Origin of the sequence: Labrenzia sp. THAF35, assembly GCF_009363595.1 — a bacterium.
In the GTDB taxonomy this organism is placed as follows: Bacteria; Pseudomonadota; Alphaproteobacteria; order Rhizobiales; family Stappiaceae; genus Roseibium; species Roseibium algicola.
The window spans coordinates 636,171-661,339 of the sequence record NZ_CP045380.1; the positions used below are offsets into that span (position 1 = coordinate 636,171).

At 59.7% G+C, this 25,169-nt stretch carries 26 protein-coding genes and 1 tRNA gene; 9 read left to right on the forward strand and 18 right to left on the reverse strand.

Annotated features, from left to right (window positions below; translation table 11 throughout):
- Positions 1-152 precede the first annotated feature (152 nt).
- Genes FIU93_RS02965 through FIU93_RS02975 form a run of 3 tightly spaced genes read right to left on the reverse strand, consistent with a single transcriptional unit; the run spans position 153 to position 2,480 of the window.
- A complete protein-coding gene (locus tag FIU93_RS02965; RefSeq protein ID WP_152504796.1) occupies positions 153-1,319 on the reverse strand; it encodes a glutathionylspermidine synthase family protein in 1,167 nt (388 codons plus the stop codon).
- Positions 1,320-1,334: 15 nt separating this feature from the next.
- A complete protein-coding gene (locus FIU93_RS02970) occupies positions 1,335-2,006 on the reverse strand; it encodes a PspA/IM30 family protein (protein WP_022998922.1) in 672 nt (223 codons plus the stop codon).
- 33 nt (positions 2,007-2,039) lie between these two features.
- Positions 2,040-2,480 carry a DUF2170 family protein gene (locus FIU93_RS02975; RefSeq protein WP_022998923.1) on the reverse strand — a complete coding sequence of 147 codons (441 nt, stop codon included), beginning with the start codon at positions 2,478-2,480 and terminating at the stop codon, positions 2,040-2,042.
- Between the two features lie 163 nt (positions 2,481-2,643).
- Here FIU93_RS02975 and FIU93_RS02980 point away from each other — a divergent pair, with 163 nt between their 5' ends.
- From FIU93_RS02980 to FIU93_RS03010, 7 genes are all read left to right on the forward strand, one after another.
- Positions 2,644-3,699 carry an ion channel gene (locus FIU93_RS02980; RefSeq protein ID WP_022998924.1) on the forward strand — a complete coding sequence of 352 codons (1,056 nt, stop codon included), beginning with the start codon at positions 2,644-2,646 and terminating at the stop codon, positions 3,697-3,699.
- The gene (locus FIU93_RS02985) at positions 3,680-4,327 is read left to right on the forward strand and encodes a DUF2491 family protein (RefSeq protein WP_022998925.1); all 648 of its coding nucleotides are present in this window, start codon (positions 3,680-3,682) and stop codon (positions 4,325-4,327) included. Before FIU93_RS02980 ends, FIU93_RS02985 begins: the two co-directional genes overlap by 20 nt.
- A 20-nt stretch (positions 4,328-4,347) precedes the next feature.
- Positions 4,348-4,758 carry a DUF350 domain-containing protein gene (locus FIU93_RS02990; protein ID WP_022998926.1) on the forward strand — a complete coding sequence of 137 codons (411 nt, stop codon included), beginning with the start codon at positions 4,348-4,350 and terminating at the stop codon, positions 4,756-4,758.
- A gap of 90 nt (positions 4,759-4,848) precedes the next feature.
- The gene (locus tag FIU93_RS02995; protein ID WP_022998927.1) at positions 4,849-5,415 is read left to right on the forward strand and encodes a DUF1190 domain-containing protein; all 567 of its coding nucleotides are present in this window, start codon (positions 4,849-4,851) and stop codon (positions 5,413-5,415) included.
- A gap of 101 nt (positions 5,416-5,516) precedes the next feature.
- Positions 5,517-6,095 (forward strand): glutathione peroxidase, encoded by a 579-nt coding sequence (locus FIU93_RS03000; protein ID WP_152504797.1) that lies wholly within the window; start codon positions 5,517-5,519, stop codon positions 6,093-6,095.
- Between the two features lie 306 nt (positions 6,096-6,401).
- A complete protein-coding gene (locus FIU93_RS03005) occupies positions 6,402-7,088 on the forward strand; it encodes a metal-binding protein ZinT (protein WP_152504798.1) in 687 nt (228 codons plus the stop codon).
- 209 nt (positions 7,089-7,297) lie between these two features.
- The gene (locus tag FIU93_RS03010) at positions 7,298-7,648 is read left to right on the forward strand and encodes a carboxymuconolactone decarboxylase family protein (protein WP_022998930.1); all 351 of its coding nucleotides are present in this window, start codon (positions 7,298-7,300) and stop codon (positions 7,646-7,648) included.
- A gap of 33 nt (positions 7,649-7,681) precedes the next feature.
- On the opposite strand, the gene FIU93_RS03015 is transcribed toward FIU93_RS03010, so the two are convergent.
- Positions 7,682-8,533 carry a LysR substrate-binding domain-containing protein gene (locus FIU93_RS03015; RefSeq protein WP_152504799.1) on the reverse strand — a complete coding sequence of 284 codons (852 nt, stop codon included), beginning with the start codon at positions 8,531-8,533 and terminating at the stop codon, positions 7,682-7,684.
- A gap of 147 nt (positions 8,534-8,680) precedes the next feature.
- Here FIU93_RS03015 and FIU93_RS03020 point away from each other — a divergent pair, with 147 nt between their 5' ends.
- Positions 8,681-9,601 (forward strand): DMT family transporter, encoded by a 921-nt coding sequence (locus tag FIU93_RS03020; RefSeq protein WP_152504800.1) that lies wholly within the window; start codon positions 8,681-8,683, stop codon positions 9,599-9,601.
- Between the two features lie 19 nt (positions 9,602-9,620).
- Here FIU93_RS03020 and FIU93_RS03025 read toward each other — a convergent pair whose 3' ends face one another.
- The 7 genes from FIU93_RS03025 to FIU93_RS03055 form a co-directional block, all read right to left on the reverse strand.
- Positions 9,621-10,451 carry a TolB family protein gene (locus FIU93_RS03025; protein ID WP_152507480.1) on the reverse strand — a complete coding sequence of 277 codons (831 nt, stop codon included), beginning with the start codon at positions 10,449-10,451 and terminating at the stop codon, positions 9,621-9,623.
- 148 nt (positions 10,452-10,599) lie between these two features.
- Positions 10,600-11,628, reverse strand: a complete 1,029-nt coding sequence (locus tag FIU93_RS03030) for a LacI family DNA-binding transcriptional regulator (RefSeq protein WP_152504801.1) — start codon at positions 11,626-11,628, stop codon at positions 10,600-10,602.
- Positions 11,629-11,639: 11 nt separating this feature from the next.
- Positions 11,640-13,121, reverse strand: a complete 1,482-nt coding sequence (locus FIU93_RS03035; RefSeq protein ID WP_152504802.1) for a glycerophosphodiester phosphodiesterase family protein — start codon at positions 13,119-13,121, stop codon at positions 11,640-11,642.
- A complete protein-coding gene (locus tag FIU93_RS03040; RefSeq protein WP_152504803.1) occupies positions 13,121-14,179 on the reverse strand; it encodes an ABC transporter ATP-binding protein in 1,059 nt (352 codons plus the stop codon). Before FIU93_RS03040 ends, FIU93_RS03035 begins: the two co-directional genes overlap by 1 nt.
- Positions 14,179-15,006: a carbohydrate ABC transporter permease gene (locus tag FIU93_RS03045; protein ID WP_022998937.1), complete on the reverse strand. Its 828-nt coding sequence runs from the start codon at positions 15,004-15,006 to the stop codon at positions 14,179-14,181. The genes FIU93_RS03040 and FIU93_RS03045 overlap by 1 nt, the downstream gene beginning before the upstream one ends.
- A gap of 13 nt (positions 15,007-15,019) precedes the next feature.
- A complete protein-coding gene (locus FIU93_RS03050) occupies positions 15,020-16,327 on the reverse strand; it encodes a sugar ABC transporter permease (protein WP_075284627.1) in 1,308 nt (435 codons plus the stop codon).
- A gap of 65 nt (positions 16,328-16,392) precedes the next feature.
- The gene (locus FIU93_RS03055; RefSeq protein ID WP_022998939.1) at positions 16,393-17,763 is read right to left on the reverse strand and encodes an extracellular solute-binding protein; all 1,371 of its coding nucleotides are present in this window, start codon (positions 17,761-17,763) and stop codon (positions 16,393-16,395) included.
- Positions 17,764-17,936: 173 nt separating this feature from the next.
- Between FIU93_RS03055 and FIU93_RS03060 the strand changes: the two genes are divergently transcribed.
- Positions 17,937-18,464 carry an HAD hydrolase family protein gene (locus FIU93_RS03060; protein WP_230057641.1) on the forward strand — a complete coding sequence of 176 codons (528 nt, stop codon included), beginning with the start codon at positions 17,937-17,939 and terminating at the stop codon, positions 18,462-18,464.
- 70 nt (positions 18,465-18,534) lie between these two features.
- Here FIU93_RS03060 and FIU93_RS03065 read toward each other — a convergent pair whose 3' ends face one another.
- The 7 genes from FIU93_RS03065 to FIU93_RS03095 all read right to left on the reverse strand — a co-directional run bounded on the left by FIU93_RS03065 (position 18,535) and on the right by FIU93_RS03095 (position 25,165).
- Entirely contained in the window at positions 18,535-20,202 is a 1,668-nt protein-coding gene (locus FIU93_RS03065) for a hypothetical protein (protein ID WP_152504804.1), read from the reverse strand.
- Positions 20,199-20,957, reverse strand: a complete 759-nt coding sequence (locus FIU93_RS03070) for a glycosyltransferase family 2 protein (protein WP_077290970.1) — start codon at positions 20,955-20,957, stop codon at positions 20,199-20,201. Before FIU93_RS03070 ends, FIU93_RS03065 begins: the two co-directional genes overlap by 4 nt.
- Complete coding sequence (locus FIU93_RS03075; protein ID WP_152504805.1) at positions 20,957-22,429, reverse strand: hypothetical protein; 1,473 nt, start codon at positions 22,427-22,429, stop codon at positions 20,957-20,959. The genes FIU93_RS03070 and FIU93_RS03075 overlap by 1 nt, the downstream gene beginning before the upstream one ends.
- Complete coding sequence (locus FIU93_RS03080) at positions 22,426-23,364, reverse strand: lysylphosphatidylglycerol synthase domain-containing protein (protein ID WP_173017254.1); 939 nt, start codon at positions 23,362-23,364, stop codon at positions 22,426-22,428. The genes FIU93_RS03075 and FIU93_RS03080 overlap by 4 nt, the downstream gene beginning before the upstream one ends.
- A gap of 10 nt (positions 23,365-23,374) precedes the next feature.
- Positions 23,375-24,163 (reverse strand): glycosyltransferase family 2 protein, encoded by a 789-nt coding sequence (locus FIU93_RS03085; protein WP_022998945.1) that lies wholly within the window; start codon positions 24,161-24,163, stop codon positions 23,375-23,377.
- A gap of 10 nt (positions 24,164-24,173) precedes the next feature.
- On the reverse strand, positions 24,174-24,707 hold the full coding sequence (locus FIU93_RS03090; RefSeq protein ID WP_152504807.1) for a GtrA family protein: 534 nt from the start codon (positions 24,705-24,707) through the stop codon (positions 24,174-24,176).
- Positions 24,708-25,089: 382 nt separating this feature from the next.
- A tRNA-Ala gene (locus tag FIU93_RS03095) sits at positions 25,090-25,165 on the reverse strand.
- Positions 25,166-25,169 lie beyond the last annotated feature (4 nt).

Consider the following 25,169-nt stretch of genomic DNA (forward strand, 5'->3'; position numbering starts at 1 on the left):
ACTTCAGGGCGGGCTGACACAGCCTGCCTGTGAACCGACCGGCGGCCGTGAGGCGCACGAAAACAAGAACGACCCATAAAAAACGGTCGCGCCCGGCCGCCAGGTCGGTTTCACATCCAACCATACCCCGTCCACCAGCGCGTTTTCGGCAATCAGCTTTCCAGAATGACATGCGGCACAAACCGCGACAGGTCTTGCGTCACCGGTGCCTTGTCCTCGCGCAGGCAGATGCCCGATGCCTGGCCGCCAATAATCCATGAACCGATCATGACGTAGTCGTCGCCAAATTTCGGCGGTTCCGCATAGGCCTGCAGGATGTGGCCTTCCGCGCCATACCCGCCGGGTGTGCTGAGTTCTTCAGATCCGAGACCGCGCACCGTGATGTTGGCACCCTCCCGACTGAAGAAAGGTTTGCGCACATGCGGGCCCTTCAGGAATGCCTCATCCGCCTCCCCCTCGAAGTAGGACGGCAGCAGGTTCGGATGGTCCGGAAACATCTGCCAGAGCAGCGGCAGGATTGCCTTGTTCGACAGCACGGCCTTCCAGGGTGGCTCAAGCAACTGTATCGGCGCATCGGGTAGATAGGGGCCGTAATCCTCGCGCAGCATGTCTTCGTAGGGATACAGCTTGAACAGGGCGTCGATCACGAAACTGTCGGCGTCGGCAAACCGGCCCTCGCCGTCGAACCCGATCTCTTCCACAGCAACAAAATGCGGTATCAGCCCCGCCTGTCGCGCGCAGTCTTCCAGATAGCGCACGGTTGCACGATCTTCGTCGTGATCCTTCGATGAGGCGAAGTGAATGTGATAGCCGGGCGCGAACATGGCAGCGAACCGCTCGATCAGGCGATCCTGAACGGAGTTGAACTGATCGCTGTCGGTCGGCAGAACGCCAGCCGCCATCTGCTGCTCCAGCCAGATCCACTGAAAGAAGCCGGTTTCGAAAAGCGCCGTTGGCGTGTCGGCATTGAATTCGAGAAGCTTCGCAGGCCCGCTGCCGTCGTAGAAGAAATCGAAGCGACCATAAAGCGACGGCTGTTGCTGCTCCCAGGAATTGCGGATCCAGGAGCGGTACTTTTCCGGGATCGCCATCTGGTCCATGAGACTGTCGTCACGGACAGCCCGATCAACCAGATCGAGGCACATGCCGTAGAGCTCCTGCGAGGGATCCTCGAGGTCGTCCTCGATCTCGCGCAGAGTGAACTGATAGGCGTGGGTCTCGTCCCAGTACGGTGCGCCGTACATGGTGTGAAAGCCGAAGCCGAGGCGCTCGGCTTCTTCCTTCCACCCCGGTCTTTCAGGAACTGCGATCCGCTTCATGGTGCAGGCGGGGCGTCAGAGTTTCGCCAGAAGAGCCTGCACGTCGTTGCGGGCCGGATTTTCCAGGGCCTTGATCTTGGCTTCCAGATCGGCGCCGCTTTCCAGGCGAGCGTCTTCTTCAGCCGCTTCCAGCATGGCCTGCTGTTCCGCCTGGCGCTGTTCCAGACGTGCGAGGCTGTCGACCGCACTGGCCAGCCGGCCGTCGGAAGCCGTGGTGTTGGTGGACGCCGCCTTCTGGGCCTTGATCAACGCTTCGTTGGCCTTTGCGCTTTCCATCTTGCGCTGCAGGGTCTCGATCTTGTTCATCGACTGGCGAATGGTGCTGTCCATGCGCTCTTCGGTGGACTTGTACTGATCGAACAGAGCCTGGTCGGCTTCCGCCTTGTCCCGCAGTTTCAGCACGCTCTCGATGATCTCGATGGCCAGCGGTTCGTCGCCCTGTGCCTTGGCACTGCGGGCTGCTTCCGTGCGCCGCTCGATTTCGGTCATCAGTTCGGCGACGGATTTTTCCTTCAGCTTGCGGTTGGCCGCCATGCGCGCCTTTTCGTCCTTGGCTGCACCGATCGCCTGTTTTGCTTCGCGGATTTCCTGTTCCAGGATCGTCATCAGGTTGGCGTCCTGAACGGATTCCGCGGCATTGTGGGCGTGGCCCTTGAACGCCGTAATCAATTTGCCCCAAACACTCATTTTCAAATGTCCTTCTTCAAATTGGCGGCGGGATCAGGCAGCGGCCTTGGGACCGACGTCGGCGGCCAGCTCCAGAGCGCTGTTGGCGATGGTGCGCAATTCCGTCTCGACCGAATCCAGTGTCGAGCGCACGGACATGGCGCCGAAGAGCTCGTAATATTCGCGTCCGTCGATCATATCGATGGACAGGGCGCAGAGCGGCAGCAGCTTCTTGTGATTGCGCAGCATCATCGCCTCGAAGGAGGCCGGGTCCTCCTGGGCATCGCAAGGCCACAGAACCGTGGACGTCAGGATCTGGGTTTCGCCGACAACCATGAACAGGGTGATTTCACCGGCCGAGTGAAGCTGGACTTCCAGCACGCCGGCCTGATCGGAACTCACCGTGCAGCTGATTTCACCTGCCGCGAAGGAATCCGATTGCTCCAGAGCTTCCTTCAGCTCCGCAAGTGTCCAGGGAGATTGCCGCGTACTCATCCAAAGCCCTCCATTTCAAATCCGGTGCCGGGATCCGGCCTCGAACAAGTAGAAGCCCCGTCTAGCCGTTTCAAGCGATTATTCGGAAAGCTATGCCGAATTGACAATAGGGCGGGCTCTGGTCAGAGTAGCCGGCGACCGAAACAGGGGGCAAATTTCAGCGGTGCCAATCCTGCAACTCATCATTTCTCGGCTCTACCAACACGTCCTCGAGCTCAAGCTCTGGCTGCTTGCGACGCTGATATGCGCCTATATGGTGATCTCGTGGATCCTGTTTTTCCTGGCTGGTGAAACAGGCCTGACGGGCAATCCGCTGACCTTCATCTATTTTGCCGCGACAACCGCCTCGACGGTCGGTTACGGCGACCTGTCTCCGTCGACGGAAGCAGGCCGGATGGTGGCCGCCTTCTGGTTCTTTCCGGGTGCGTTGCTGATTTTCTCGGCCGTCCTGGGCCGGTTGACGGGTGTCCTTGTGGAAGGAGTGAGGCGTATGGCTGACGGCAACGGAAACTATGAGCGCGTGCAGAACGCCACGGTGATTGTCGGCTATCACCGGGACAAGACACCCTTGATGGTGGAGAACCTGGTTGCCGGCCAGGACGGAGACGACAAGATCATTCTGCTTGCGGACTCCAAGAACGTGGAAGTGCCGGAGGGCGTGCGGCTGATCCGGGCCGAACGCATGGACGCCCTGCAGTCGCTGCGCCGTGCGGCCATTCCAGGCGCGCAGAAAGTGCTGGTCTACGCCGGCTCGGATGCAGAAACCTTCAACACCTGCCTTGCCATTCGCGAACTTAACGAGACCGTTCACATTGCGGCCTATTTCGAGGACCGCGACACCGCCCGGCGCGCAGGCAACCTTGCGCGAATCGAACCGGTGGTGTCGAACGCCTGCGAAGCACTGGTACGCGCTGCGCAGGACCCCGGCGCGGGTCAGATCCTGATGGCCCTGTCCACAGCGGGCCTCGGCGCGACCATTTATTCGGCCATCGTCCAAAGCGGTGGCGGCACCGAAACCGACAAACTGGAACAGGCCCTTTCAGGCGCCGAAGGTACGCTGATTGCGGTTTCCCAGCCGGACGATCCGGATTTCCTGTTCAGACCTTTCCCCAAGACGTTGAAGACTGGCGGCTCGATCTATTATCTCGCCAACAAACGTCTCGCGGCGGGCGAGATCACGGCCGGTCTGGGGGGAGCTGATGTTCGGATCACTGTTTAACAAGAAGGACAAAGGCTGGCAGCCGCCGGAAGTTCTCGGTCTGACCATCGGCAGAGGCATTTCCTTCGATCCGATCGCGCTTCGCCTGCTGCCTGCCGACAGTCTGATCGAACGTCCCGACACCACGCTGATGATCACCGCCCAGGGGCATTGCGACCTTGGCGAACAATCGCACATGCATCGTTTCTATCCTGACGACGACCGCTTCCTGATCCAGTTTCAGGGCGGCGACGGCAAGAACGACGAGCGGGTCGACGAGATCATGCTGTGGTACTTCTATGACGTGCAGTACCCGACCGGCGACACCGAGTGGAACCGGGTGAAATCCGCGATCCGTCAGACGAGCTTTTCACTGCCGGGCGAAGATCGCGACTACCGTTTCGAGCGGGCCTGGTTCGATACGTCGACTGCGCCGGAAGATCCGATGACCTACTGGGAGGAAGTGTGCGACGACCGCGAAGGCCGCGGAAGGCGCAAGATCTTCCAGACCGCCATGCTTTTTGCCCGCCCCCTGCAGGACGGCCGGGACGAAATGCTGCTCGTCAACATGGAAGAGCCGGAAAATGCGGAACGCAGCGTCGCGTTCATGCTAGGCTTCCCGCTTGAGCGGCACAATTTTTCTGTCTGAACTGAATAGTGGAGACCAATATGGCAGACCTTCAGGCGTCCCTTTCAGGCATCGTTCCTTTTATTGCCTATTTCATTACAGCCATCGTCATGCTGCTGATTTTCATGAAAATCTATACCGTCATGACCCCGCATGACGAAATGGCGTTGATCAAGGAAAACAACGTTGCCGCTTCGGTGGTCTTCAGCGCAGCCTTCCTCGGCTTTTCGCTGCCTCTGGCCAGCGCCGCGGCGAATTCCGTGAGCATCATCGACTTCATCATCTGGGGCATCATCGCCTGTGCCGCACAGCTTGTGGTCTACCAGGTCTTCCGCCGGTTCTTCCCGAAGGTCACGGACCGGATCAAGGGTGGTGAAATGGCGATCAGCACCAATCTTGCTGCCATTTCGCTGACAGTCGGCCTGCTGAACGCCGCCTGCATCACCTACTGACCGAGGCGGTACGGGCCGCCCTGCGCTGATGCCCCGAACCGTATCACGCAAAGCATTTCATCAGACCGTTTGAAGGTCGGGAGAAAATTCATGAAACGCTCCAAGTCGATCAAGCTGGTGGTCATGGCAACGACGACCGTGACCATTGCAGGCTGCTCGGACGAACCGACGCTGGATGGCCGGGTCTACAAGACCGAGGCGGAATGTGTCGCCGACAGCTACGTCCCGGACGAGGTTTGTGTCGAGGCAATTACCGCCGGCAAGTCAATCCACAAGGCCTCCGGACCACGCTATGACACCGTCAACCTGTGTAACGAGCAACACGGCAACAACGTTTGCGCCTACGACAGTGCCACCGACGGATCTTCCTACTACACGCCGTTTCCGGCAGGTTATTTCCTGGCAGGGGCATTGACCGGCGCCGTTACCAACCAACTGATCCAGAGCAACGTGCGCCCGGTCTATCCGGAACGCGGCAGCAAACGCTACTACACATCCGGCGGCTATTACGTCGGCAGTTATGGCGGCGGCAGCTGGCGTACCTATGACGATGCGGTGAAGACACCGCCCAAGCCGGCAAAAGTCCAGACAAGGACTTCCGTCGCTTCACGTGGCGGGTTCGGCAGCCGGTCGAGTTCCGGGTTCCGCGGCGGGTAACGGCCGACAGAAGGTAACCGGCATTCAGGTACTGCGGCACACACGCGGTGATCTGTTGCCAGCCCCGGCGCGTATCATTGCCAAAGCGTGAGGGTGTTGAAATGTACCGGCTTCTTTCTTTCGTCTGGTGTCTGGCGGCAACGTGCCTTTGTGCCGTTGCTCAAGCCAAGGATCTCGAGGGCGAAAGCGAAGCAGCTCAGTTGGCCCATGCCTTCACCTTCGAAATGCCCTATGGCGAACCGATTGCGCTCAAGGATTATGCCGGCAAGGCCATTCTGATCGTCAACACGGCAACAGAATGCGGCTTCAGTGGGCAACTGGCCGGCTTGCAGAAGCTGCATGAAACCTATTCGGACCGCGGCTTGCTTGTGCTCGGGGTTCCGTCCAACGATTTCGGCGGCCAGGAACCACGCGCCGACGGCGACATCGCAAAATTCTGCGAAGCCAAGTACGGTGCCGAATTTCCACTTGCCGCCAAGACGGTCGTGAAAGGCGAAAAGGCCCATCCTTTTTATCGATGGGCCGCAAGCGAGCTTGGCCCCACGGCACGCCCCTACTGGAACTTCCACAAGTATCTCGTCGGGCCAGACGGCAGCATCCTTGCCTGGTTCCCGACGCCTGTGCCGCCGACTTCATCGGACGTGACCGCCGCGATCGAGAAGGCCCTGCCCGGATCCTGATCCCCGGAAGCGATCTACAGCCCCTTTTCAAACGAAGCGAACAACTCGCTATCAGGCGTGTACGCCCTGTTGCGGACGGCTGTCCTTCAGAAGGCGCGTCTTCCCAAGAAGAACACCCCGCTCTTTCCCCCTTCTGATTATCTCACACTCCGCGGCGTGGCTGCTTGTCTGGCTGGCTGGCTGGCTGGAAATTGTAACTTTGACATTGCCTGGCCACGTGGGTTGCGTTAGGCAGTTTTAGTAATGTAATAACATTACGAATCAATTTGATACTTTCCCTCCCCCAATCAGCAGAGGATCAGATCCATGCAATCTCGGTTTGGCAGACTGGCGGGCGCATGTGCGCTCATAGCGTCGTTTCTCGTGGCCGCTCCCATCCAGGCGCAGGAAGCCAAGGACAACTCGGCTAAACACGACCATTCGCACAAGCATTCACACGATCACTCGAGTGATGCCGAGCGGCAGATTTACAAGGGTTACTTCGAGGACAGCCAGATTCAGCCGCGTCAGCTCACCGATTGGCAAGGCGAATGGCAATCCGTTTATCCATACCTTCAGGATGGAACACTCGATCCTGTCATGGCGCACAAGGCCGAACATGGCAGCAAGTCGGCTGAAGAGTACAAAGCCTACTACGAGACGGGCTATCGCACCGATGTCGACCGGATCGTGATCGGCGCGGACAGCGTGACCTTCCAGACCGAAGCCGGCGCCTTCGAAGGGCAGTACATTGCCGATGGCTTCGAGATCCTGAACTACAAAAAAGGCAATCGCGGCGTCCGCTTCATTTTCAGGAAAACCGCAGGTGATGACAGTGCCCCGGCCTTCATCCAGTTCAGCGATCACCGGATCGCACCGTCGAAGTCCGATCACTATCATCTTTACTGGGGTGAAGACCGGCAGGAAATCCTCAAGGAACTGACCAACTGGCCGACCTATTACCCGGCGGCGTTGAACGGAGAGGAGATCGTCCATGAAATGACGGCTCACTGAGACTGCGCATGAGCTGAAATTGACGATGGGCGCCGTCTGGTCACCAACATCGGCTCCGCGCCCATTGCTTTGTCCCGGTTTCAGGCGGCGTTTGCTGCCCGGGCTCAAAAGTCATCCTCTCCCAACCAAAGCTTGAGCCACATCAACGCCTGTATTGCGGTCCGCGCCTAGGCTGCCTGACGTGATTTCCGGCAACATGGAGATGATGTATGGCCGTTTCCGACTGGAACGAATTCGTTGCACAAACCGATGAACGCATGGCCGCCGTGCGCAAAGGCATTCCGGAGGTTGCAAAAGGCTTCGGATCCCTGGCGAAAGCCGCGACTGCTCCCGGCGCGCTCGACGCAAAAACCAAGGAACTGATCGCGCTGGCCATCGGCATTACCGCGCGCTGCGACGGCTGCCTTGCCTACCACGCTCGTGCCGCAGCACGCCTCGGCGCGAACAGGGACGAGATCCTCGAAGTAATCGGCGTCTCTGTCTATATGGGCGGAGGTCCGTCCATGATCTACGGCGCTGAAGCGTTGGCAGCTTTTGACGGGCTGAAGGACGACGATTGATCGATGCCTGTCCTGTACTTTCAGGACATCCGTTCATCTCGTTTTCACCTCCCCTTCCAGGAGGGCTGTTGCCAGGGCTTCACATGCTCTGGATTCAGCCCGTTTGCTGCGTACCAGGATGATGTCCAGAGGCTCCAGTGGCGGCAGACCTCGGTCCTGATCGACATGTTCCACTGTTGGGGGAACCGCCATCTGCACGACGGCGGCAACGGCAAGGCCCGCCTCGACAAGCGTGACCAGCGCGGAATGGCTGAAACTGGAATAGGCGGAGCGGTATCGCAGGCCGCTGCGGCCCAGCGCCGCCAGGGTCACTGTCCGAGCCTGGCTGCCAGGCTCGTAAAGGGCTACGGGAAGCGGGTCTCGCTCCAGCGCCTGACCATCGCGAGAGCTGATCCAGACCATCGGCTCCCGGCGGATCAGACGCCCTTCCGTGCCGCCCGTACGCGTAACGATCGCCAGGTCGATCTTGCCGTCATCGACCTGCGGCAGCAGTGCCGTCGACTGGGCACAGACGACATTCAGCTCTACACGTGGAAACAAGCTTGCGAACCGTCGCAAAACATCCGGCAGCATGGCGGCAATGTAATCGTCCGGCGCACCGATGGTGACCGTGCCTTCCATGTCGGGCCTGCGAAAGGCTTCCACCGCCTCATCATGCAGGCGCAGGATCCGTCTGGCGTAACCTTCCAGCTCCTCTCCAGCACGCGTGAGCGCTAGGTTGCGTGTATCGCGCACAAACAGCAGCTTGCCGATACGGTCTTCCAGTCGCTGGATCTGCATGGACACGGTCGCAGGTGACTTGTGCACGCGCGTTGCCGCGCGAGAGAAGCTCATCGCGTCGACACAGGCGAGAAAGGTTCGCAGAAGAGCGTGATCGAGCTGCATTATTCTTCAATATTTTCAACAAGTATATTCAGATTATATCGTTTGACCAAACAATGAAAGAGGCCTCAATTTACAGACCAGCGGCGGAAATGCGTCGATGTTGTATCAGTTTGCGGTGTGCAATCGCCGCCAGTCAGGACACGTCCCATGACCAGACAGATGGAAGGCATGATCGGTCTTATCGCGGCGCAGACCCTGCTTGGTACAATCGGATTGTGTGTTCTGGAAAGTGGTGCGGCCCCCGTTACCGTTGCCTTCTATCGATGTGCGATCGGAGGCCTGGCCCTGGCTTTCTACTGCTGGTATCGGGGTGATCTTGCCCGGCTTGCCAGACTATCGCCACGCATCCTGGCCATGGCTGTTGCCAGCGGCGTTCTGATGGCAGGCAATTGGGTGTTGTTCTTCGAAGGTATTCAGAGAACCGGCATTGCCGTTGCCACCATCACGTTCCACATCCAGCCGTTTCTCGTGGTGGTTCTGGGCGCCTTCGTCTTTCGGGAAAGGCTACAGGCGGTCACTCTCCTGTGGATCGGTCTCGCTCTGGTCGGCCTTGCACTGGCCACCGGGCTGAGCGGAATGGAACTGACGGCAGACCGGTCCTATTTCCTTGGCCTCGCCGCGACACTGGCGGCCGCATTTCTTTATGCCGGCGTGACAATCATCGCCAAGGGACTGACGGGAATTTCCGCTCCACAACTTGCCACCGTTCAGTTTGCCACCGGCACCTTGATGCTGGCAGCCTTCAGCCCGGCCGGTCCACTGACCCTATCGGCAGACCAATGGGGATGGCTGGCGATCATCGGCCTCGTTCATACAGGCGGTGTTTATGTCGTACTCTACAAGGCCTTGCCGAAACTGACGACGCCTGTCATTGCCGTGCTGCTGTTCCTTTATCCGGCCAGTGCGGTGCTGGTGGATGCTCTTGCCTACGGCCATCTGATCAGCGCACTGCAACTTGTCGGCCTGGGGCTCATCATCCTGTCCAGCCTTGCGGTTACGCTGCGGTGGGGCGTCCGGAGACTGACCACAGCCGCCGATGCACAGCTTGTGCCGCCCGCCTCCCGCTAGCGCTCGCGCATCTGTCCCGTCACGGCTCGTATTTCACATAGGCAAAGCGCCTGCTGTCCGGGGCCCAGGAGGGAACATTGAGCGTTCCCTGCCCGCCGAAGAGTGACCGCAGGATACGCGGAGTACCACCGTCGGCAGACATCAGGCGAAGTTCAACCGGCCGATTGGCCGGGTGTCCCGTCGTGCCAGCCTCATAGGCAAGATAGGCAACAAACCTGCCGTCGGGCGAAGGATGCGGAAACCAGTTGACCCGCTCGTCGCTTGTCATCTGCTGCAAGTCGCTGCCGTCCGGCCTGATGCGCCAGAGCTGAACAGATCCCGATCTTTCACCGTTGAACCAGATCCAATTGCCGTCAGGTGTATAGTCCGGTCCGTCACAATGGCCGAAGTCACGGGTGACCTGTTTTTCCGCGCCACCGTCCAGGCCAATGGTGAAAACCTGGAAGGTGTCGCCGGTTTCCGGCCTTTTGCCGACGTAAGCAAGTGTCGCTCCGTCCGGTGACCAGCCATGCCAGTAGGATGGTGTCTGCGAAGTAATCCGCCGTGGCACGCCACCCGTTACAGGTAACGTGTAGATGCAGCTTTCCCCTGTCTCTGTCCCGTCACTGACCGCCAGCATCGTTCCATCCAGTGATAGGCCGTGGTCATTGTTGAGGGCTTTGGCAAAGCCTGTGTCGATCTCGATCAACGCCGGATTGTCGAGCGGGAAGCGGTAGAGCCGGCCACCACCGTTCACAATCAGTGCGGCCCCGTCAGGCGTCCAGTTGGGCGCTTCCAGATGGCGATCCGTTTCGTACAAAACGGTTTCCGTCCCGGTTTCAATATCGATCGTTGCAAGAATGCTTTTCATCATCTGCTCCAGATTTCTCCGGAGCTTGGCACGGGACAGCCCTTCGGAGAAAGGCCGGATATGGTGCCCAACAGCTGACCGGCGCTGCTAATCCAACATGCTGTTGAGCAGCAGCAGTTCGATTGGTGCCCCTGCACCAGCACCTCGCTCAATCGCCGGCTAGCCCCCGGGTGGTTGCCCGCTGAACGAGATGTACGTCGCATACCCTGACCTGCTGCGGCAGATCCGGGTTTTCCAGACGTTGCATCAGCAGATCGAGCGTCGCCTCACACAGGTCATGACGGCTCTGGGAGAAGGTGGTCAGGTCGTAAGCCTTCCACGCGGCTTGGGGAATGTCGTCGTAGCCGACCACCTGAATGTCCTGTGGCACGCGCAGCCCGTGGATGTGGCGCAGGCCATCAAGTACCCCAAGCGCCAGGTAGTCAGCTGTACAAAAGACGCCGTCGACCTCGCTGCGCACCCGGTGAACGAATTCCGCGGCCGCCAGTCCGCCGTCATAGGTCTGTGCGCCCCAGGCGATCCGTATCACCGGCACACCACCGTCATTGGCCGCCTGTTCGAATGCGAGCGCGCGGCCGTTGATGGAGAAGGACGAGCGTTCCGGCGTGACGACCGCCAGCTTTCGGCACCCGCTTGCGATCAGGTGTTCATACGCTTTCCGGCCACCGTCCTCGAAGGCGGTCACGACCCGGTCGACCGGGGCTCCCGGGTCACGCTTGTTGACCACCACCAGAGGCACACCGTTTTCAAGACATTCGATGCAGATCTCTTCCGGCGGGGTATCGGACGTGACGATGACCCCGGCGACACTGTATTGCAGCAGGGACCCGATCAGGTCGGCAACATCCGTCGATTTTTCTCCCCGCAGCAGGATCGGCCTGAACCCGCATTCCAGCAGCCCCTTGGACAGAAGGTCTATCTGCTCCGAGCGGAACGGATTGTCGAGATCGGCCGCGACGACGCCCACCAGGTCGGACTTCTGCTTGTGCAGCGAGCGGGCCAGCACGTTGACCCGATAACCGAGTTGACGCGCGGCTGCGATCACCTTGTCCCGGGTTTCCTTGGAGACGCTGGCACCGTCGGTGAAGGTTCTGGAAACAGCCGAACGTGACACGCCCGCCAGGCGAGCGACGTCGAAGGAATTGACTGTTTTCTTGTGACCAGGAACGTCAGGCATGTTTCTTCCGTTTATATGCTTTTACCGAGCATCCGGGCGACGAGAAAGGGCTCATTCACGTTGAAGAGATCCGGCTTCAAGGCCAGCAGGCGTTTGATCTCGGAAGGGTCGTTGCCCATGTAGGCGATCATCGCCTTGCGCCCGGCCGCCCTCACCGCGTCAAAGGCTGCCGGACCGGCATTCGTCGCATTGAATTCGACAATCCCGGAACGGAAGGTGGAGAGGCACGTGTCGAGGGACTCGAAATCCTCCGCCCGCACCATCAGTTTCGCTTGCGGAAAGGCATCGTGAATGGCCCGCAGTCTCCCGACATCATGAGCCCAGAAGAACACGTCCTCGGCCGCCATCATTCGCAGTACCTTGGACACTGTTTGATGCGGATCCGCCTGTTTCAGCTCGACATAGAGCTTGCCGCCCATTCGCAGTGCCGTTTCCAGAACCGCACACACGGGCGGGATGCTTTCTCCTTCGAAAAACGGATCGAACTTGCGGCCGGCATCCAGCAATGCCAACTCCGCACCCGTCTTTTCCGTGATTGCACCACTGCCACTGGTGGTTCGGTCCAGCGTGGCGTCATGATGGACGACAAGCTGTCCGTCCGCCGTTTCCTGGACATCGATCTCGACATAGTCGAAACCTGCTGCCCAGGCAGCCTTTGCCGAAGCCAGCGTGTTTTCCGGAGCCACCTTGCAGGCCCCGCGGTGGCAGACAATTTCCGGGCTTGTGACAGTCGAGCGGGCGAACCTTGCGACCATTTCCGGCTGATCCGAACAGATACCGAGGATCGGCATCTTCACCAGAGCTTCGACCACATCGACACGCTCTTCATGCCAGGTCACGACCGGCAGGCCGCGGTCTCTTGCCCTGGCAAAGAACGCTTCATCCAGCAAACGGTCCGGCCGTTGCCCCGCACGCTCCCAGCAGGGATGGACGATTTCGGCGCCGCACTGATCGGCAATCGGAAAAGGATCCTTGCCCACCCCGACCAGGATGGACACGGGATAGGGACAGCCGCCAGCGATCAGTTCGGATGCATAGTCAGACGTGTTTGCGCCAACGATCACCCGCTCGATCCGGTGGGCCAGAAGCTCCGCGATGGCCAGCGAGGCCGCTTCGCCTTCCTTGGCATCCAGATAGATGCCCGCGCCAAGACGGGCTGCAAGCCCGGCAATCTGCGAGAACAGGGGGGCTTCACGGCCAGACTCGGCGGTCAGAGCCTGCAGCCGGGCGGCGGTCACGTCGGCAACCTTGAGGTCAAGTCCGCAGATTGCCTTGAGGTCTTCATCGTGAAAGGCAACCGGGACCCTGTCCACGGTCAGCCGAACATCGACCTCCCACATGTCCGCCCCAAGCTCATGGGCGATTTCATATGCCCGCAAGGTGTTGTCGAAGGCATAGGCGCTGGCACCACGGTGGGCGATGGAAAGCGGAACGGATCTCGGTTCGCCGAGCCAGGCGCGGCCCGGCCTGAAAGCTTGCAATGCCGTTTCCATCAGAGCCTGCCGCCGTCCGGACCAAAGGCAAGAATGCGGTCTTCCGCAATGCCCCAGGTGACCTCGTCACCCAGCTTGTAATTGCCGCCATGCGGCTGGATCGACCGCAGCACGGCACCGTTTTCCAGGGTGACGTCGTAAAGCTCTTCCCGGCCCTGGATCTCGACGAAGCTGACCTTTCCGGTCACCTTCAGCGGGTGGTCCGGCTGAAAGAACTCCGGACGAATGCCGAGACGCATCGGTGCGCCGTGACCGGGGGCTGCAATGCCGGACGGGATCGGCAGTTTGACCTTCGAGTTTGCCAGGCGGAAACCACCATCTTCCGTGGCTCCGTCCAGAAACGCGATCGGCGGATTGCCGAGGAAGCCTGCGACGAAGTCCGACGAGGGGTTGTCATACATTTCCGAGGGGCTGGACAGTTGGACGATCTCGCCCTTCTTCATGATCGCGATCCGGTCGCACATGGACATGGCTTCGACCTGATCGTGGGTAACAAGCACCGCGGTAATGCCGGTTTCCTGCTGAATGCGCCGGATCTCCGAGCGCATTTCCAGACGCAGTTTCGCATCGAGGTTTGCCAGAGGCTCGTCGAGCAACAGAATGTCGGGCTCACGGACCAGTGCCCGTGCCAGGGCCACGCGCTGCTGCTGTCCACCGGACAGCTGCACGGGGCGGCGCGCCATCAACTCTCCGATCTGGACGAGACTGGCGATCTCCTGGACCTTGCGGTCAATATCGGCCTTGTTCTCCCGGCGCACCTTCAGCGGAAACGCGATATTCTCGTGGACGGTCATGTGCGGGTAGAGCGCATAGTTCTGGAATACGACGCCGACGTTGCGTTGCTGCGAGGGAACGGTCGTGACCTCCCTTTCGCCAAACAGAAGACGGCCACTGTCCATGCGGTGAATGCCGCACACGGCAAACAGCGTCGTGGATTTGCCGCAGCCGGAAGGCCCGAGCAGGGCCAGCATCTCACCGCTGTCGATCGTCAGGGACATGTTGTCGATGACGGTGGTCTCACCAAATTTCTTGGTGAAGTTTTCAAGTGCGATACGCATCAGCCTTTCGTGCCTCCGCCGTAGATGTTCATGAGTTTGCGGTTGAAAACCACGTAGATGAAAATGACCGGAAGGGCGTAGAACAGCCCGATGGACTTGAAGAGGTTGAAGTCCGGCTTGCGGTCGTCCGCGATGATGTTCTGGAGATAGGTCGCCAGCACCTGCGACGCACCACTGGGGGCGAGAACCTGCGGCAGGATGAATTCCTTCCAGGCTTCCAGGAAGGAGAACAGCGCCAGAGCAGCGATGCCGGGCTGCACCTGGGGCAGAACCAGTTTCCACCACACGGTGAAGCGGCTGGCGCCGTCGGTGATGCCCGCCATTTCGATTTCCCATGGCACGGTGTCGTAAAAGCCCTTCATGATCCAGATGCCAAGCGGCAGCTCCAGAGCCGTCTTCACCAGGATCACGCCGATCAGCGTGTTGTAGAGGCCGCTCATCTGCAGCATCAGGAAGATGGCGATGATCAGGGTTACTGTCGGGAAGGCGTGCAGGGTCAGGACGCCGCCAAGGAAGAACTTGCGGAACGGCATGTTCAATCGGGACAGAGCGTAGCCTGCCGTCAGCGACACCATCACCACGATCAGGCTGGTGGAACCGGCAAACAGGAAGGTGTTGGCCGTGACCGGCCAGATGCTTGCCCGTCCGGTTTCAGGCGTTTCGAACAGGAATTTCCAGTGTTCGAGGGTGAAGCTGTCCGGCAGGAGTGAACCTGCCGTGGTGTCGGTGAATGTGTCCACCACCAGGTAGAAATACATTAGCACCAGTGGCAGCGACAGGATGCTGAGCAGCACCAGGACAGGCCAGACGCGGAAGTTGGGTCTCATGTCCGTCTCTCCCCTATTGCTCGATACGCGGCTTGGCCACGAGTTCGTTGAAATTGAAGAGGCGCAGATAGATCAGCGATGCGGCAATGCCGATGACCACCAGGACCATCGCCAGCGCAGCCCCGAGACCGTATTGCAGAACGCCGCCATAGTTGTTCAGCGCGGTGTGGAAGGTGTAGAGCGCCCACACTTCGGTTGCCTTGCCCGGTCCTCCGTCCGTCGACAGGTAGATGTAGTCGAAGGACGTCAGCAAGGAGAGCGTCTGATAGGCGGTGGTGAACAGGATCGGCCATCTGAGCTGCGGCAGGATGATGTAGCGGATCTGCTGGAGGCGATTGGCGCCATCCACCTCGCTTGCATGCAGCATGGTTTCGGGGATCGCCTTGATGGCACTGGAAAACAGGATCATGCCGAGCGACGCCCCGACGAAACCGTTGATGAGGATGACAACCACCCAGGCATTGATGTCCGAATGCAGCATCCAGTTTCGCGGCGGCACGCCGAAATTGGCCAGAAAGCTGGACAGGAAACCGGTGTCCCAGGCCATCCATTTCCACATCATCACGTAGATGACGGGCGGCAGGATGCGCGGTAGGAACCAGATCGTCCGGAATGTGGTTGCGGCCGCGGCCGGCAGATAGAAGGTCGTCACAGCCAGGAAGAGACCAAATCCGATGTTGAAGGACAGCGTCAGCGAAACGTAGATCAGCGTGTTGCCGGCCGCCCGGAGCGAAGACGGCAGCGAGGCGATCAGGCTGTAGTTTTCCGTCGTCCAGACCCAGCCGGTGTAGGCGGTCCTGGCAAGCTGGTCGGTTTCGCTTTCCGGAAGGCCGAGCCCCAGCTCGCCAATGCCCGTCATAAAAGCTTCTTCCGTTTCAAAGCGCGTGTTGAGGATCGAGCGCTTGAAGAGATCGGCGGCTTTCTTCAGATCGCGTGTCGAGCGCGGGCGTTCCTTCAGGCGCTTCAGTTCGCGCTCCAGGTCACGCCGGCCGGCAAAACTCTTGCCGGACAAACTGGCTTCGATCTCCTGCGCGAAGGCCTTGCCGTATTCGGCTTCGACGGCTGCGATACCGGCCGCGTCGATCTTGTAGGTGTCCTCGGCCAGACGATCTGCCGTGGCTTCCGGAAACCCCTGGTCCTTGAGCATCCGGATCGTGCGTTCCGTAACCTCATAGGCACCGCCGGAGGAAATGCCGGTACCGGAACTCATGCTGGTGAAGGAAAACATCATTGTCAGCGCCACCGGCGCCAGAAACAGAAACACAATGATGAAGAGCGCAGGGGCCATGAACCCCAGCCCGAGCAGGTGCGCGCGTCGCATCTTGTCCCCTTGAAATGTGAGCCGGGCGGCGGACCGCCCGGCAAGGCAGATGGAGGATGGATGGCTTAGCGGACGATCAGGTCGTCGCCGAGCACGGCGGTCATTTCCGCTTCCACTTCGGCAACTGCGTCAGCCGGAGACTTCGTGCCGGTCCAGGCTGTTTCCAGCCCCTTGAACATGATCTCCGAGAACTTGCCGTAGTTCGGGTTGTTCGGCTGTGCATTGGCGTGCGGCAGCAGGCGGCGGGTCGCTTCGGCCGCCCAACGGTCGTTGGCGTAAAGCTCGATGTTGGACTGCTCCCGGGCAATGCCCAGGTGTGCAGACTTGATCGCGTGCAGCGTGTTGATGCGCGGTTCGGACGCGATCTTGATCAGCTGTGCGGCGATCTCGATATCGTCTTCGTCATCCTGCTTGGTGAGCAGATAGGCCAGCGGATGGGTGATGGTGTTGGCCTGGCCGTTTTCATTGCCTGCCGGAATGAGCGAGAACTGGATGTTGCCGAAGAAATCGTCCAGGCCTTCCTTACCGGTATAGCGGGCATAGTGCCAGGTGCCGCCGTGCCACAGGGCCGCCTTGCCGGACGCCACTTCCGCATACCACTGGTCCCACTCGGTGCCGATGTGGTTCTTGCGGGTCACCTTCGCTTCGACAGCATCCACGAAGAACTGGTAGAAATCGGTCATCGCCTGTTTGTCGAGGATCAGTTTACCGGTTTCGCTGTCCATCAGTTCGCCGCCGAAGGACTGGTAGAACTGGGCATAATCCGGCCCGTTGGAAACGCGCGGATAAAAGCCGTAGCCTTCTTCGACGATTTCCATGTCGACGGCTTTCTTGGCGTCTTCCAGTACGTTCTGGAGCGTATATTCGCCGGCTTCGACCTTGGCCGGAAGCGCGTCGATCTCTTCATCCGTGTAACCGATCTTCTTCATGGTTTCGCGCCAGAAGAAGAACGGGCGGCTTTCGGCATCCTGCGGCAGACCGTAGACGACGCCATTGTAGGTCGTGATATCGAGCAGGTTTTCGTAGATGTTGTTGATCGGCCAGGTGTCCATGTCGACATAATCCTCGACAGGAACGATCAGGCCGGACTGGCTCCAGGGAGCGATATCCAGGTGGCTGGTCACAACAATATTCGGGGCGCTGCCGGCTTCAGCGGCCAGGGTCACGGCCTGCTTGAATTCCTCCCAACCGGCAAAGTCACGCTTCTTTTCGACAGTGATGTTCAGGTCTTCACCGGCAATCGCATATTCGCGGGACAGGATGTCTGCCGCCATCTCGATAGCATCGAGACGGTAGACGTCGCTGTCATTGGAACCGCCTGCCCAGACGGTGATGGTGAGGTCTTTTGCCAGGGCGTCTCCGGCAAAAGCCGCGGTGGTGAGAGCCAGGACGGCAGCCGCTGTGGACTGGCGCAGTTTGGAAACGAGAATGCTCATCGTATTTCGCCTGCTGTCTGTGTTGCGACACCTCCCTCCCGGAAGTGCCATGTGGAAAGAATAAACATGTTTTGCACACGTGTGCAAAGCGGGTTCTAACGGGCGGGTATTACGGGCATGTGACAGCGTTGCGAATTTCAGGTGCCGGACAATGCGACGACCCTGGCTTCATCTTGATCATAAAAGCCGATCACGACGGCGAGACGACAGACGGAGGGGCGCTTTACTCGGCCTTGATGATTTTTGGATATAGCAACACCCCGAACAACAATTTTCATGACCTTCCGGCTTCTGAGAAGCCGGACCAGCGGGGAGTTGAACCCATAAAGCGCCTTGTTATCGATTTGGACGGAACCCTGACCCTGGCAGACACGTCCGACTACAGGAACGTCTCACCGAACCTGCCCCTCATCGAGAAGCTGCGGGAGTACAAGGAACAGGGCTTCGAGATCGTGATCCAGACCGCACGCAACATGCGAACTCATGAGAACAATGTCGGCAAGATCACGGCGCACACGGTGCCGATCATCATCGAGTGGCTGCAAAAGCACGACATTCCCTATGACGAGATCTTCGTCGGCAAGCCCTGGTGCGGACATGAAGGATTTTATGTAGACGACCGCGCCATCCGGCCGGACGAGTTCGTCCGCATGTCAAAATCGGAGATCGACACCCTGCTCGACAACGCACCGAAAAACTGACGTCAAAACAGGCTTCGCAGCCGGCTGACCGCGAAGCCTGTCTAGCTGTGAGCCGGCCGATTTATCGGTGTTACAGGTTCTGACCGTCCTGACCTTTCTTTCGGTAGACGGTCCAGGAAGGGCTGCTGGCAGCTTCTTCGTAGTGCTCCTGCACATACGGCCGGTAGATTTCCCAAAGCGCTTCTCCGGACGGGTCGCCATGACCCAGGATCACGAATTCCGCATCGGAGAAGAACTCTTCTTCCGGCTGGTGGATCTCATTGGAGAAGGTTCTGCCATTGTGGAACCAGATCGGCACCCTGGCGGGTGAAGGCTTGTTGAGAAGGGCCGGAAACGGATTGGCGAAGTTGAGTGCCAGTACCGGCCCGGCATCCGGATCTGCAGCCCCGACTTCCTGCAGCAGGCTGAAACCATCCAGCATCCTGTTGTAGTCGACGGTTACTTCCTCATCAGGCTGTTCCAGCCAGCGCGGATGCAGCACGAAGCCTGCCTGCCCGGTGTTGGCCAGCCGTTCGTCTGCCGGATACTGCCGGCTTTGCAGGAATTGCGCGACCATGGCACCGCCATCACGGGCCGGATAGATGAGGGCGATCGCAATGGTGAGGACCGACAGGATCTTCAGCGTCAGGGCCTTCGACTGCCTTTCGACGGAGACCGCCGCTGTATCCCCCTTGCGGAAAAGACCGGCCCACTGTGCGGCGATGATCGGAAGCATGGCATAGACCGGGCTTTCCGACAGCCAATGGTTCTGCATGAGAATGACGCAGGCCATGGCAGCGGCGACCAGGATCAGGACGACGGGTGTGAAGCGTTTGGGTTCAGCACTGTTTTCGCACAGCAGGAGATAAAGCACAGCGCTGCCGATGGCCCAGACCGCAGCCTCCCCAAGCTGGGTAATCAGCTTGATGATGCGCCAGGTTTCCTTGGCAAATCCGGAGACGGTCTTGATGTCCGCGAGGTTAGCGGTGACCTGGCCCGTCACCAGCTCTGCGGCCGCAAGCGACGCCGCAAGGCCGATCAAGACCACAACAGCATGCTTGATCGAGACGTTCCGGAACACCGTTGCCGCGACCAGCAAGCCTACGAGGGCAGCGCCGAATGTAACCTTGATCAGAAAGACGACGGCAATTGAAAAGCCCAGCAGAAAAGCCTCCGGCACGCCCCTGCGTCCCGAAGGACAGCAAAACGCCACTGTTACAACAGCTGCAAGGGCCGCCGCCCAACGGTTATAGGGAGCAAGCCAGCTCATGCTGGTCTGGGCAAAGATCATGTCCGGTTCGCGCGGTGTCACGACTGTCGCGACCGCCACCAGCAGAACGAGGCCAAGCGTGCCGAAACTCACCTGTCGCGTCAGAGTGAGAACCGCCAGAACGAAGGTTCCCAGCCCGAATATGGCACTTGCCAGGGGAACCGAAGTCGCATCCTGCGGGCGCAGCTCGACCGCTATCCGGAAAACCCAGTCATAGACCGGTCCGATCGGACTGAAATAATCGACGCTGGAGGCCTGACCATAGGCAGATTTGTTTGCCGTATCGAAGGCGGTCCAAAGGTCGTGCAGGTAACGCTCGTGATCAAAGAACAGGTGCGGCAGCGTCGCGCTGACGGCAATCAGCACACCCGCGGCCAACAGGCCAAGCAAGCCGATAAAGCCGGAGGCATAGTCCTTTCGCAAATACCAGACTGCGACAAGTACCGGAAACAGCAAGATGGCAAAGGCATAAGTCGAAAGGGCAATCATTTGGCAATCGTCCACTTTGCTGCGGAAGGCGGCGGAGAGGCGATGAACGCCTCCAGTTGCTCCGGCGTACCGAGCATTCCGACATCCTCGAACGCCAGCTGACTGATGGAGACAGCCGCCCCGTCCGCGATGATCTGGTTGTACATCGGCGCGATGTAGCGCTCGCCCTTCTCCTCGCCGCTGTTGCGGAAGAAGCGGGCATAGACGTCCCGGTAGCGGGCGACGCTGTCGAACCAGTAGAGGCCGACGGTCGCATGATCGGAAATGCGTTCCTTTTCGCGAAGCTCCACCACACGTCCATCCGCATCGGTGCGTGCGAAGGACCAGCCGTTACCCGGTCCGGGAAAACACGGCACATGCCCGGCACAAACCGCCGGGTCTGCCGGCTTCATCGCACCCGGCGCCACATAAGTGTCGATGTTGAAGATGGCGAGTGGCTGGTTTTCCGAAGCCGTGGCAACAAGTTCCAGAGCTGTTGTCGCCTGGCCGTCGGTGAGTTCGTCAAGCTCGACGATGCCGTCAACCTGAATGCCGAGCGCCTTGCAGCGGGCTATCAGGAAATCGGGTGCGTTCAATCCGCTGCGCACGGCAAAGCAGAACGACCAGCCCGCCTCGCGGTAGGCCTCCATCGAGAGCATGGACCAGTCGAACAGGGGTCGGCCGAGCGCCTCGATTTCATACTTCGGACGGTCGTAGCCCGCCTTGGTGAAACGGCTGCCCATCCCGGCCATCGTAATCGCTACTACGCCGCTCATCAGCTGGCCTTTCTCTGCCGTTTCTGTCCGCTTTCAAGCTGATCGAGGATCGAGGCCGCGATCAGCGCAAAGCCGACAAGTTTGTCGGGGTGGTCGGTGTGAAGCGGCAGCATCGACAGGAACAGTGACAGTTCGACCGCACGCACATGGGCGCTGTCGAAGCCTTCCGCCTCCAGCCTGTCGCAGAAGTGCCGCTCGGCCCAATCCGCGGGAGGCGCGATCGTCCAGTCGAGTTCCAACCGCAGTTCCTTGTTCAGATAGACGCGGAACAAGCCGTTGTTGACGTAGTCATAGCAGCCCAGAATGGAGTGACTGATCTTGGCGACATCATAAAGCGGATGCATCATCGCATCATCCGCGGACAACGCTCCACGCGGATCGATCAGCCGCATCAACCCGATCCGCCTGTCGAACAGGACGTTGGAAAAGCACGGATCGCCATGGGAAAACACCAGCTGATCCGTCGTGCCGACCGCCTTTCGAATGAAGGGGCGTGCCTGCTCCAGCATGTCGGGCAAACCACCGCGCGGGCCGGCTTTTTCCAGAATCTGGTTGGTCTGTCTGCCGCGCTCCGTCTCCAGGAACCCCGCTAGCCGCTTGTCCAGTTTTTCCAGGATCTGGGTTTCGGCCCGCGCCCGGTCTTTCTTTCCCGGCGTTCTTGCGTTCAGGTAGGTGAAGATCTGATCGAGCAGGACCTTGAAATCACCTTCCGTGAACGAGTGATGCACCCATTGCAACGCCGCATCCGGGATCGCCAGATGCTCCATCTGGTAGCCGGCCGTCTTGCCGTCTTCCCAGAACCCGAACGTGGGCAGCAGGAAACGTTGCAGTTCAGGCGGTGCGGCATGGAAGAAGCCGTGCTCGGCACGCATTTTTGCAATGTCGGTGGACTGCTTGTGAAAGACGCTGTCTTCCGAACGGGCGGAATTAAAATGCCGAAGTTCCGTCGCACCGGACAGAAACAGCATCAGGTTGCGCGGCTCGCGGATATCGATGAAGCGGGCGTGGTCCGTGATGATCTCGGTACGATCGCGCAACGACAGCAGCAGGAGACGGCGGGCCTCAGGCGTTTCCGCACATAGAAGCGACGCGGCTTCGGCGTGGAACAGAACGGCGACGGCCTCATCATCGATGACCGGGCTGGCGAGCATGGTCTTCAAGGCGTATCCGGCCTTGCGCACCAGCACCGAAAAGCCTTCCGGATCGAGCGGCGGCAGACAGAGCGGCACGCGCAGATAGATTGCGGCGTCGCCCCGGTCGCGGATGCGGTCTGCAAGCTCGACACCGCTTTCAGGCGACATCAGGTGTTCCACCGTTTCCGCACCGGCCTCCAGGGACATGGCCGTCAGTTCTTTCGCCAGTGTCTGGCGGCGGCGCATGATGTCGGAGAACCGGACTTCGCCAAGCGCGGCCCGCACGCTTTCTGCCGGCGGATCCCGGTCGTCTAGGATTACGGAAAGTGCTTTCGTCATAAGGCACCGGTCCTGTTCTGGGCACGTAGCGGTTCGTTGCGCACTCGCGGAAGGTAGATCCACATGGCGAGCGGCCAGACCAGCGCAAGGGACAGAAGACACAGGCTGCTCCAGGCGCCGATGGCGCCCTGGAAACTGGCAACTGGCCCCTCGAACACCCGCTCGGCCAGAAGCACGATCCCGCTGGTTTCGACAAAATTGGCGGAGGTGTATGCCAGCACAGTCGCCGCCAGGGCTTCCAGGCCCCAGATGACCATGGACATGACCAGCAGCACCGGTCCCTGTACGCGGAAAAGATCGGCCCCACGTGTCGTGATCTGACGCAATCCGTCCAGCTGACCCAGGTGCCGCAGGGAATTCGGGTTCCGGTGGTTCAGAACCACATAATGTTGCACGGCCCGCAGGATGCCGGGGCCAAGCACGAAGACGACAAGGCCCGCCAGCACTGCAAGGCCGGTGACGGCCAGAAGGACCATAGGCCCGGTGGCCAGCGGACCGTGGTAGGCATAAACGACGACGAGCAGGACGAGGATCATCAATCCGTCGAAAAACCGCTCCAGAAGGATGATGATCAGCGCACCGGGAAAGCTTTTGCCCAGATACCAGAGCTGGTGCAGCCTCAGGATCTCGCCAAGCTTGAAGGGAATGACGAGGGCACCCGGGCTGGTCACCAGATGCAGCAGCGCGCTGGAGCGCCCGGAAATGCCGAGCAGCCGCGAGGCCATGATTGCAAGACGAACAGCCCGCACACAATGCGAGCCGAGATAGATGCCGCCTGCAACAAAGAGCGCCTGCCACGGCTTGCCCGCAAGCTCACCCAGCCCCTGCTCGGCCAGCCACCAGACCGCGAGACCAAACGGCAGGAACAGGACCGCGTAATGCAGGGCAAGGCCGGCCGGCAACCTGGCCTGCCGCAAGTGTGAGGATGTCCGCACAGACCTCACCTCAGGCAATCCGTGTCGAGGGATAGGCGGCGCGCGGTGTCTGCCGGTGATCGGTCGCAAAGAAAGCGGCCGGCTTGAACAAACGGAAGCTGACAATGCGCAGAAGCTGAAAGCCCATCTTGCTCAGCTTGGCATTGGATATCTGGTCGTCTTCACGCCAGGTGAGCGGAAAGAACCCCAGCCGGAACCGGTTCCGGACAACACCCAGGATCAGGTAATAGTTGAACGTCAGGTCGTCGGCGTATTTCAGGTGAAAGCCGGACTTGAAGGCCTCAACCTTGAACAAGTTCAGTCCGGAGCCGAGGTCGAAAAGGCGCTGGCCGCTGATTGCCGAAAAGATCAGGTTGAAGGTGTGGTTGGCCGCCGTGCGCAGCAAGGAATAACCCTCCAGCTTGGAGCCTTTCATGAAGCGCGCGCCCATCAGGAAATCGAGATCCTTGTGACGGCCGGCCGCGATATGCGGCACGAGATCGGCAATCGCGCCCTGATCGTCACCATGCAGCACCACAAGATAGTCGTAGCCGTTCACCATCGCGAAATTGATCGCGACCTTGTGCGAACCGCCGAGACCGTAATTGTCGTCGTTGTGCAGCAGGGCCGTTTCGGCATATCCGAGTTTCGCCAACCCAGCCTGCGCCGCCTCGCGCGTGCCGTCCGTCGACCGGTTGTCGACACACAGGACACCATCAACGACAGCCTGAACTTCCGGTGCCTCCAGTTGCTTCAGCACACGCGGGATCTGCGCTTCGCAATTGTAGCAGGGAATGAAAACGAGAACCCGGCCGGTCATGAAGGCCACCTCAATCTGACTTGCGGTGTTCGAGCAGAAACCGCATGAAAAAGAAATTCGCGACAAGGGTGAAAGGCGTGACCAGCATCTTGGCCGTGACCCCGCACAAGGTCACTGGCTTCAGTCCCAAACCGGTAACGAAGGCAGTGCCGTCAACTGTGACCAGCAACGACATCAAAGCCCAGCTCAACCCGGCCGTCAGAGCCGAGGCAGCGGTTACCGCGACAACCTGCCAGATCCAGTAGAGCGCCAGGAGCACTGTCGTCGACCTGTTGCCCGCCTTCTCGAAGATGTGCTTGCCGGCAACGAAGAAAACGAAGGTCACGCCGCAGAAGGCACCGATGAAGTTTGCCCAGAACACGGGCAGGCCACTTTGCGTGAGCGTTGCCATGGTCAGGAAATCCAGGCACCAGCCTATGCCGGAGATCAGGGCAAATCCCGAGAAGCGCTTTGCGATCGCATTGAAACGGTTCAAGGAAGACGACCCTGACTTTTGTTTGCCGTCGCGTTCCACGACAGTAGATGCGCTCCCGGCGTCCTTCATGAAACCACCGTCAGCAACCGCTGGAAAGACGGTCGATCCATATGCTGAAATTGCGCTCGGCCGGCATCGGGAAAACCTGTTCACATCCTGAAAACAAAGAAGCCGTTTCCGTCGAACTGTCTGACCGAAACGACCTTATCTCATGCCGGGAAACACTAGCGGTGAATTGTTTCAATGCCGTTAATCGGCGAATCTGACAATGGGTCTGGATATGTGGAAGGTGTCCGTGCCAACGCCCGCTGGGACGCGATGCAAGGATTCAGGAACAGCTTCCCGGTGGCGGCAGAACAGTCAATCGGCGATCGCTCGCGGCAAAGACAAACCGCACACGGCCCACTGCCTGGTCGGCTCAAAATGCAAATTTTTCGAAGAAAGACTGGAATGGTGGAGCCAAGGGGAATCGAACCCCTGACCTCTACAATGCCATTGTAGCGCTCTCCCAACTGAGCTATGGCCCCATGT

Excerpts from the sequence above, each read along its gene's own strand:
- FIU93_RS03010 (WP_022998930.1), top strand. The coding sequence starts at position 7,298 with ATGGCCGTTTCCGACTGGAACGAATTCGTTGCACAAACCGATGAACGC.
- FIU93_RS03005 (WP_152504798.1), top strand. The coding sequence starts at position 6,402 with ATGCAATCTCGGTTTGGCAGACTGGCGGGCGCATGTGCGCTCATAGCG.
- FIU93_RS02995 (WP_022998927.1), top strand. The coding sequence starts at position 4,849 with ATGAAACGCTCCAAGTCGATCAAGCTGGTGGTCATGGCAACGACGACC.
- FIU93_RS03085 (WP_022998945.1), bottom strand. The coding sequence starts at position 24,163 with ATGACCGGCCGGGTTCTCGTTTTCATTCCCTGCTACAATTGCGAAGCG.
- FIU93_RS03045 (WP_022998937.1), bottom strand. The coding sequence starts at position 15,006 with ATGAGACCCAACTTCCGCGTCTGGCCTGTCCTGGTGCTGCTCAGCATC.
- FIU93_RS03020 (WP_152504800.1), top strand. The coding sequence starts at position 8,681 with ATGACCAGACAGATGGAAGGCATGATCGGTCTTATCGCGGCGCAGACC.
- FIU93_RS02970 (WP_022998922.1), bottom strand. The coding sequence starts at position 2,006 with ATGAGTGTTTGGGGCAAATTGATTACGGCGTTCAAGGGCCACGCCCAC.
- FIU93_RS03070 (WP_077290970.1), bottom strand. The coding sequence starts at position 20,957 with ATGAGCGGCGTAGTAGCGATTACGATGGCCGGGATGGGCAGCCGTTTC.
- FIU93_RS02975 (WP_022998923.1), bottom strand. The coding sequence starts at position 2,480 with ATGAGTACGCGGCAATCTCCCTGGACACTTGCGGAGCTGAAGGAAGCT.
- FIU93_RS03050 (WP_075284627.1), bottom strand. The coding sequence starts at position 16,327 with ATGCGACGCGCGCACCTGCTCGGGCTGGGGTTCATGGCCCCTGCGCTC.
- FIU93_RS03030 (WP_152504801.1), bottom strand. The coding sequence starts at position 11,628 with ATGCCTGACGTTCCTGGTCACAAGAAAACAGTCAATTCCTTCGACGTC.
- FIU93_RS02990 (WP_022998926.1), top strand. The coding sequence starts at position 4,348 with ATGGCAGACCTTCAGGCGTCCCTTTCAGGCATCGTTCCTTTTATTGCC.
- FIU93_RS03025 (WP_152507480.1), bottom strand. The coding sequence starts at position 10,451 with ATGAAAAGCATTCTTGCAACGATCGATATTGAAACCGGGACGGAAACC.
- FIU93_RS02965 (WP_152504796.1), bottom strand. The coding sequence starts at position 1,319 with ATGAAGCGGATCGCAGTTCCTGAAAGACCGGGGTGGAAGGAAGAAGCC.
- FIU93_RS03035 (WP_152504802.1), bottom strand. The coding sequence starts at position 13,121 with ATGGAAACGGCATTGCAAGCTTTCAGGCCGGGCCGCGCCTGGCTCGGC.
- FIU93_RS03090 (WP_152504807.1), bottom strand. The coding sequence starts at position 24,707 with ATGAAGGACGCCGGGAGCGCATCTACTGTCGTGGAACGCGACGGCAAA.
- FIU93_RS03075 (WP_152504805.1), bottom strand. The coding sequence starts at position 22,429 with ATGACGAAAGCACTTTCCGTAATCCTAGACGACCGGGATCCGCCGGCA.
- FIU93_RS02985 (WP_022998925.1), top strand. The coding sequence starts at position 3,680 with ATGTTCGGATCACTGTTTAACAAGAAGGACAAAGGCTGGCAGCCGCCG.
- FIU93_RS03040 (WP_152504803.1), bottom strand. The coding sequence starts at position 14,179 with ATGCGTATCGCACTTGAAAACTTCACCAAGAAATTTGGTGAGACCACC.
- FIU93_RS03000 (WP_152504797.1), top strand. The coding sequence starts at position 5,517 with ATGTACCGGCTTCTTTCTTTCGTCTGGTGTCTGGCGGCAACGTGCCTT.
- FIU93_RS03055 (WP_022998939.1), bottom strand. The coding sequence starts at position 17,763 with ATGAGCATTCTCGTTTCCAAACTGCGCCAGTCCACAGCGGCTGCCGTC.
- FIU93_RS03015 (WP_152504799.1), bottom strand. The coding sequence starts at position 8,533 with ATGCAGCTCGATCACGCTCTTCTGCGAACCTTTCTCGCCTGTGTCGAC.
- FIU93_RS03065 (WP_152504804.1), bottom strand. The coding sequence starts at position 20,202 with ATGATTGCCCTTTCGACTTATGCCTTTGCCATCTTGCTGTTTCCGGTA.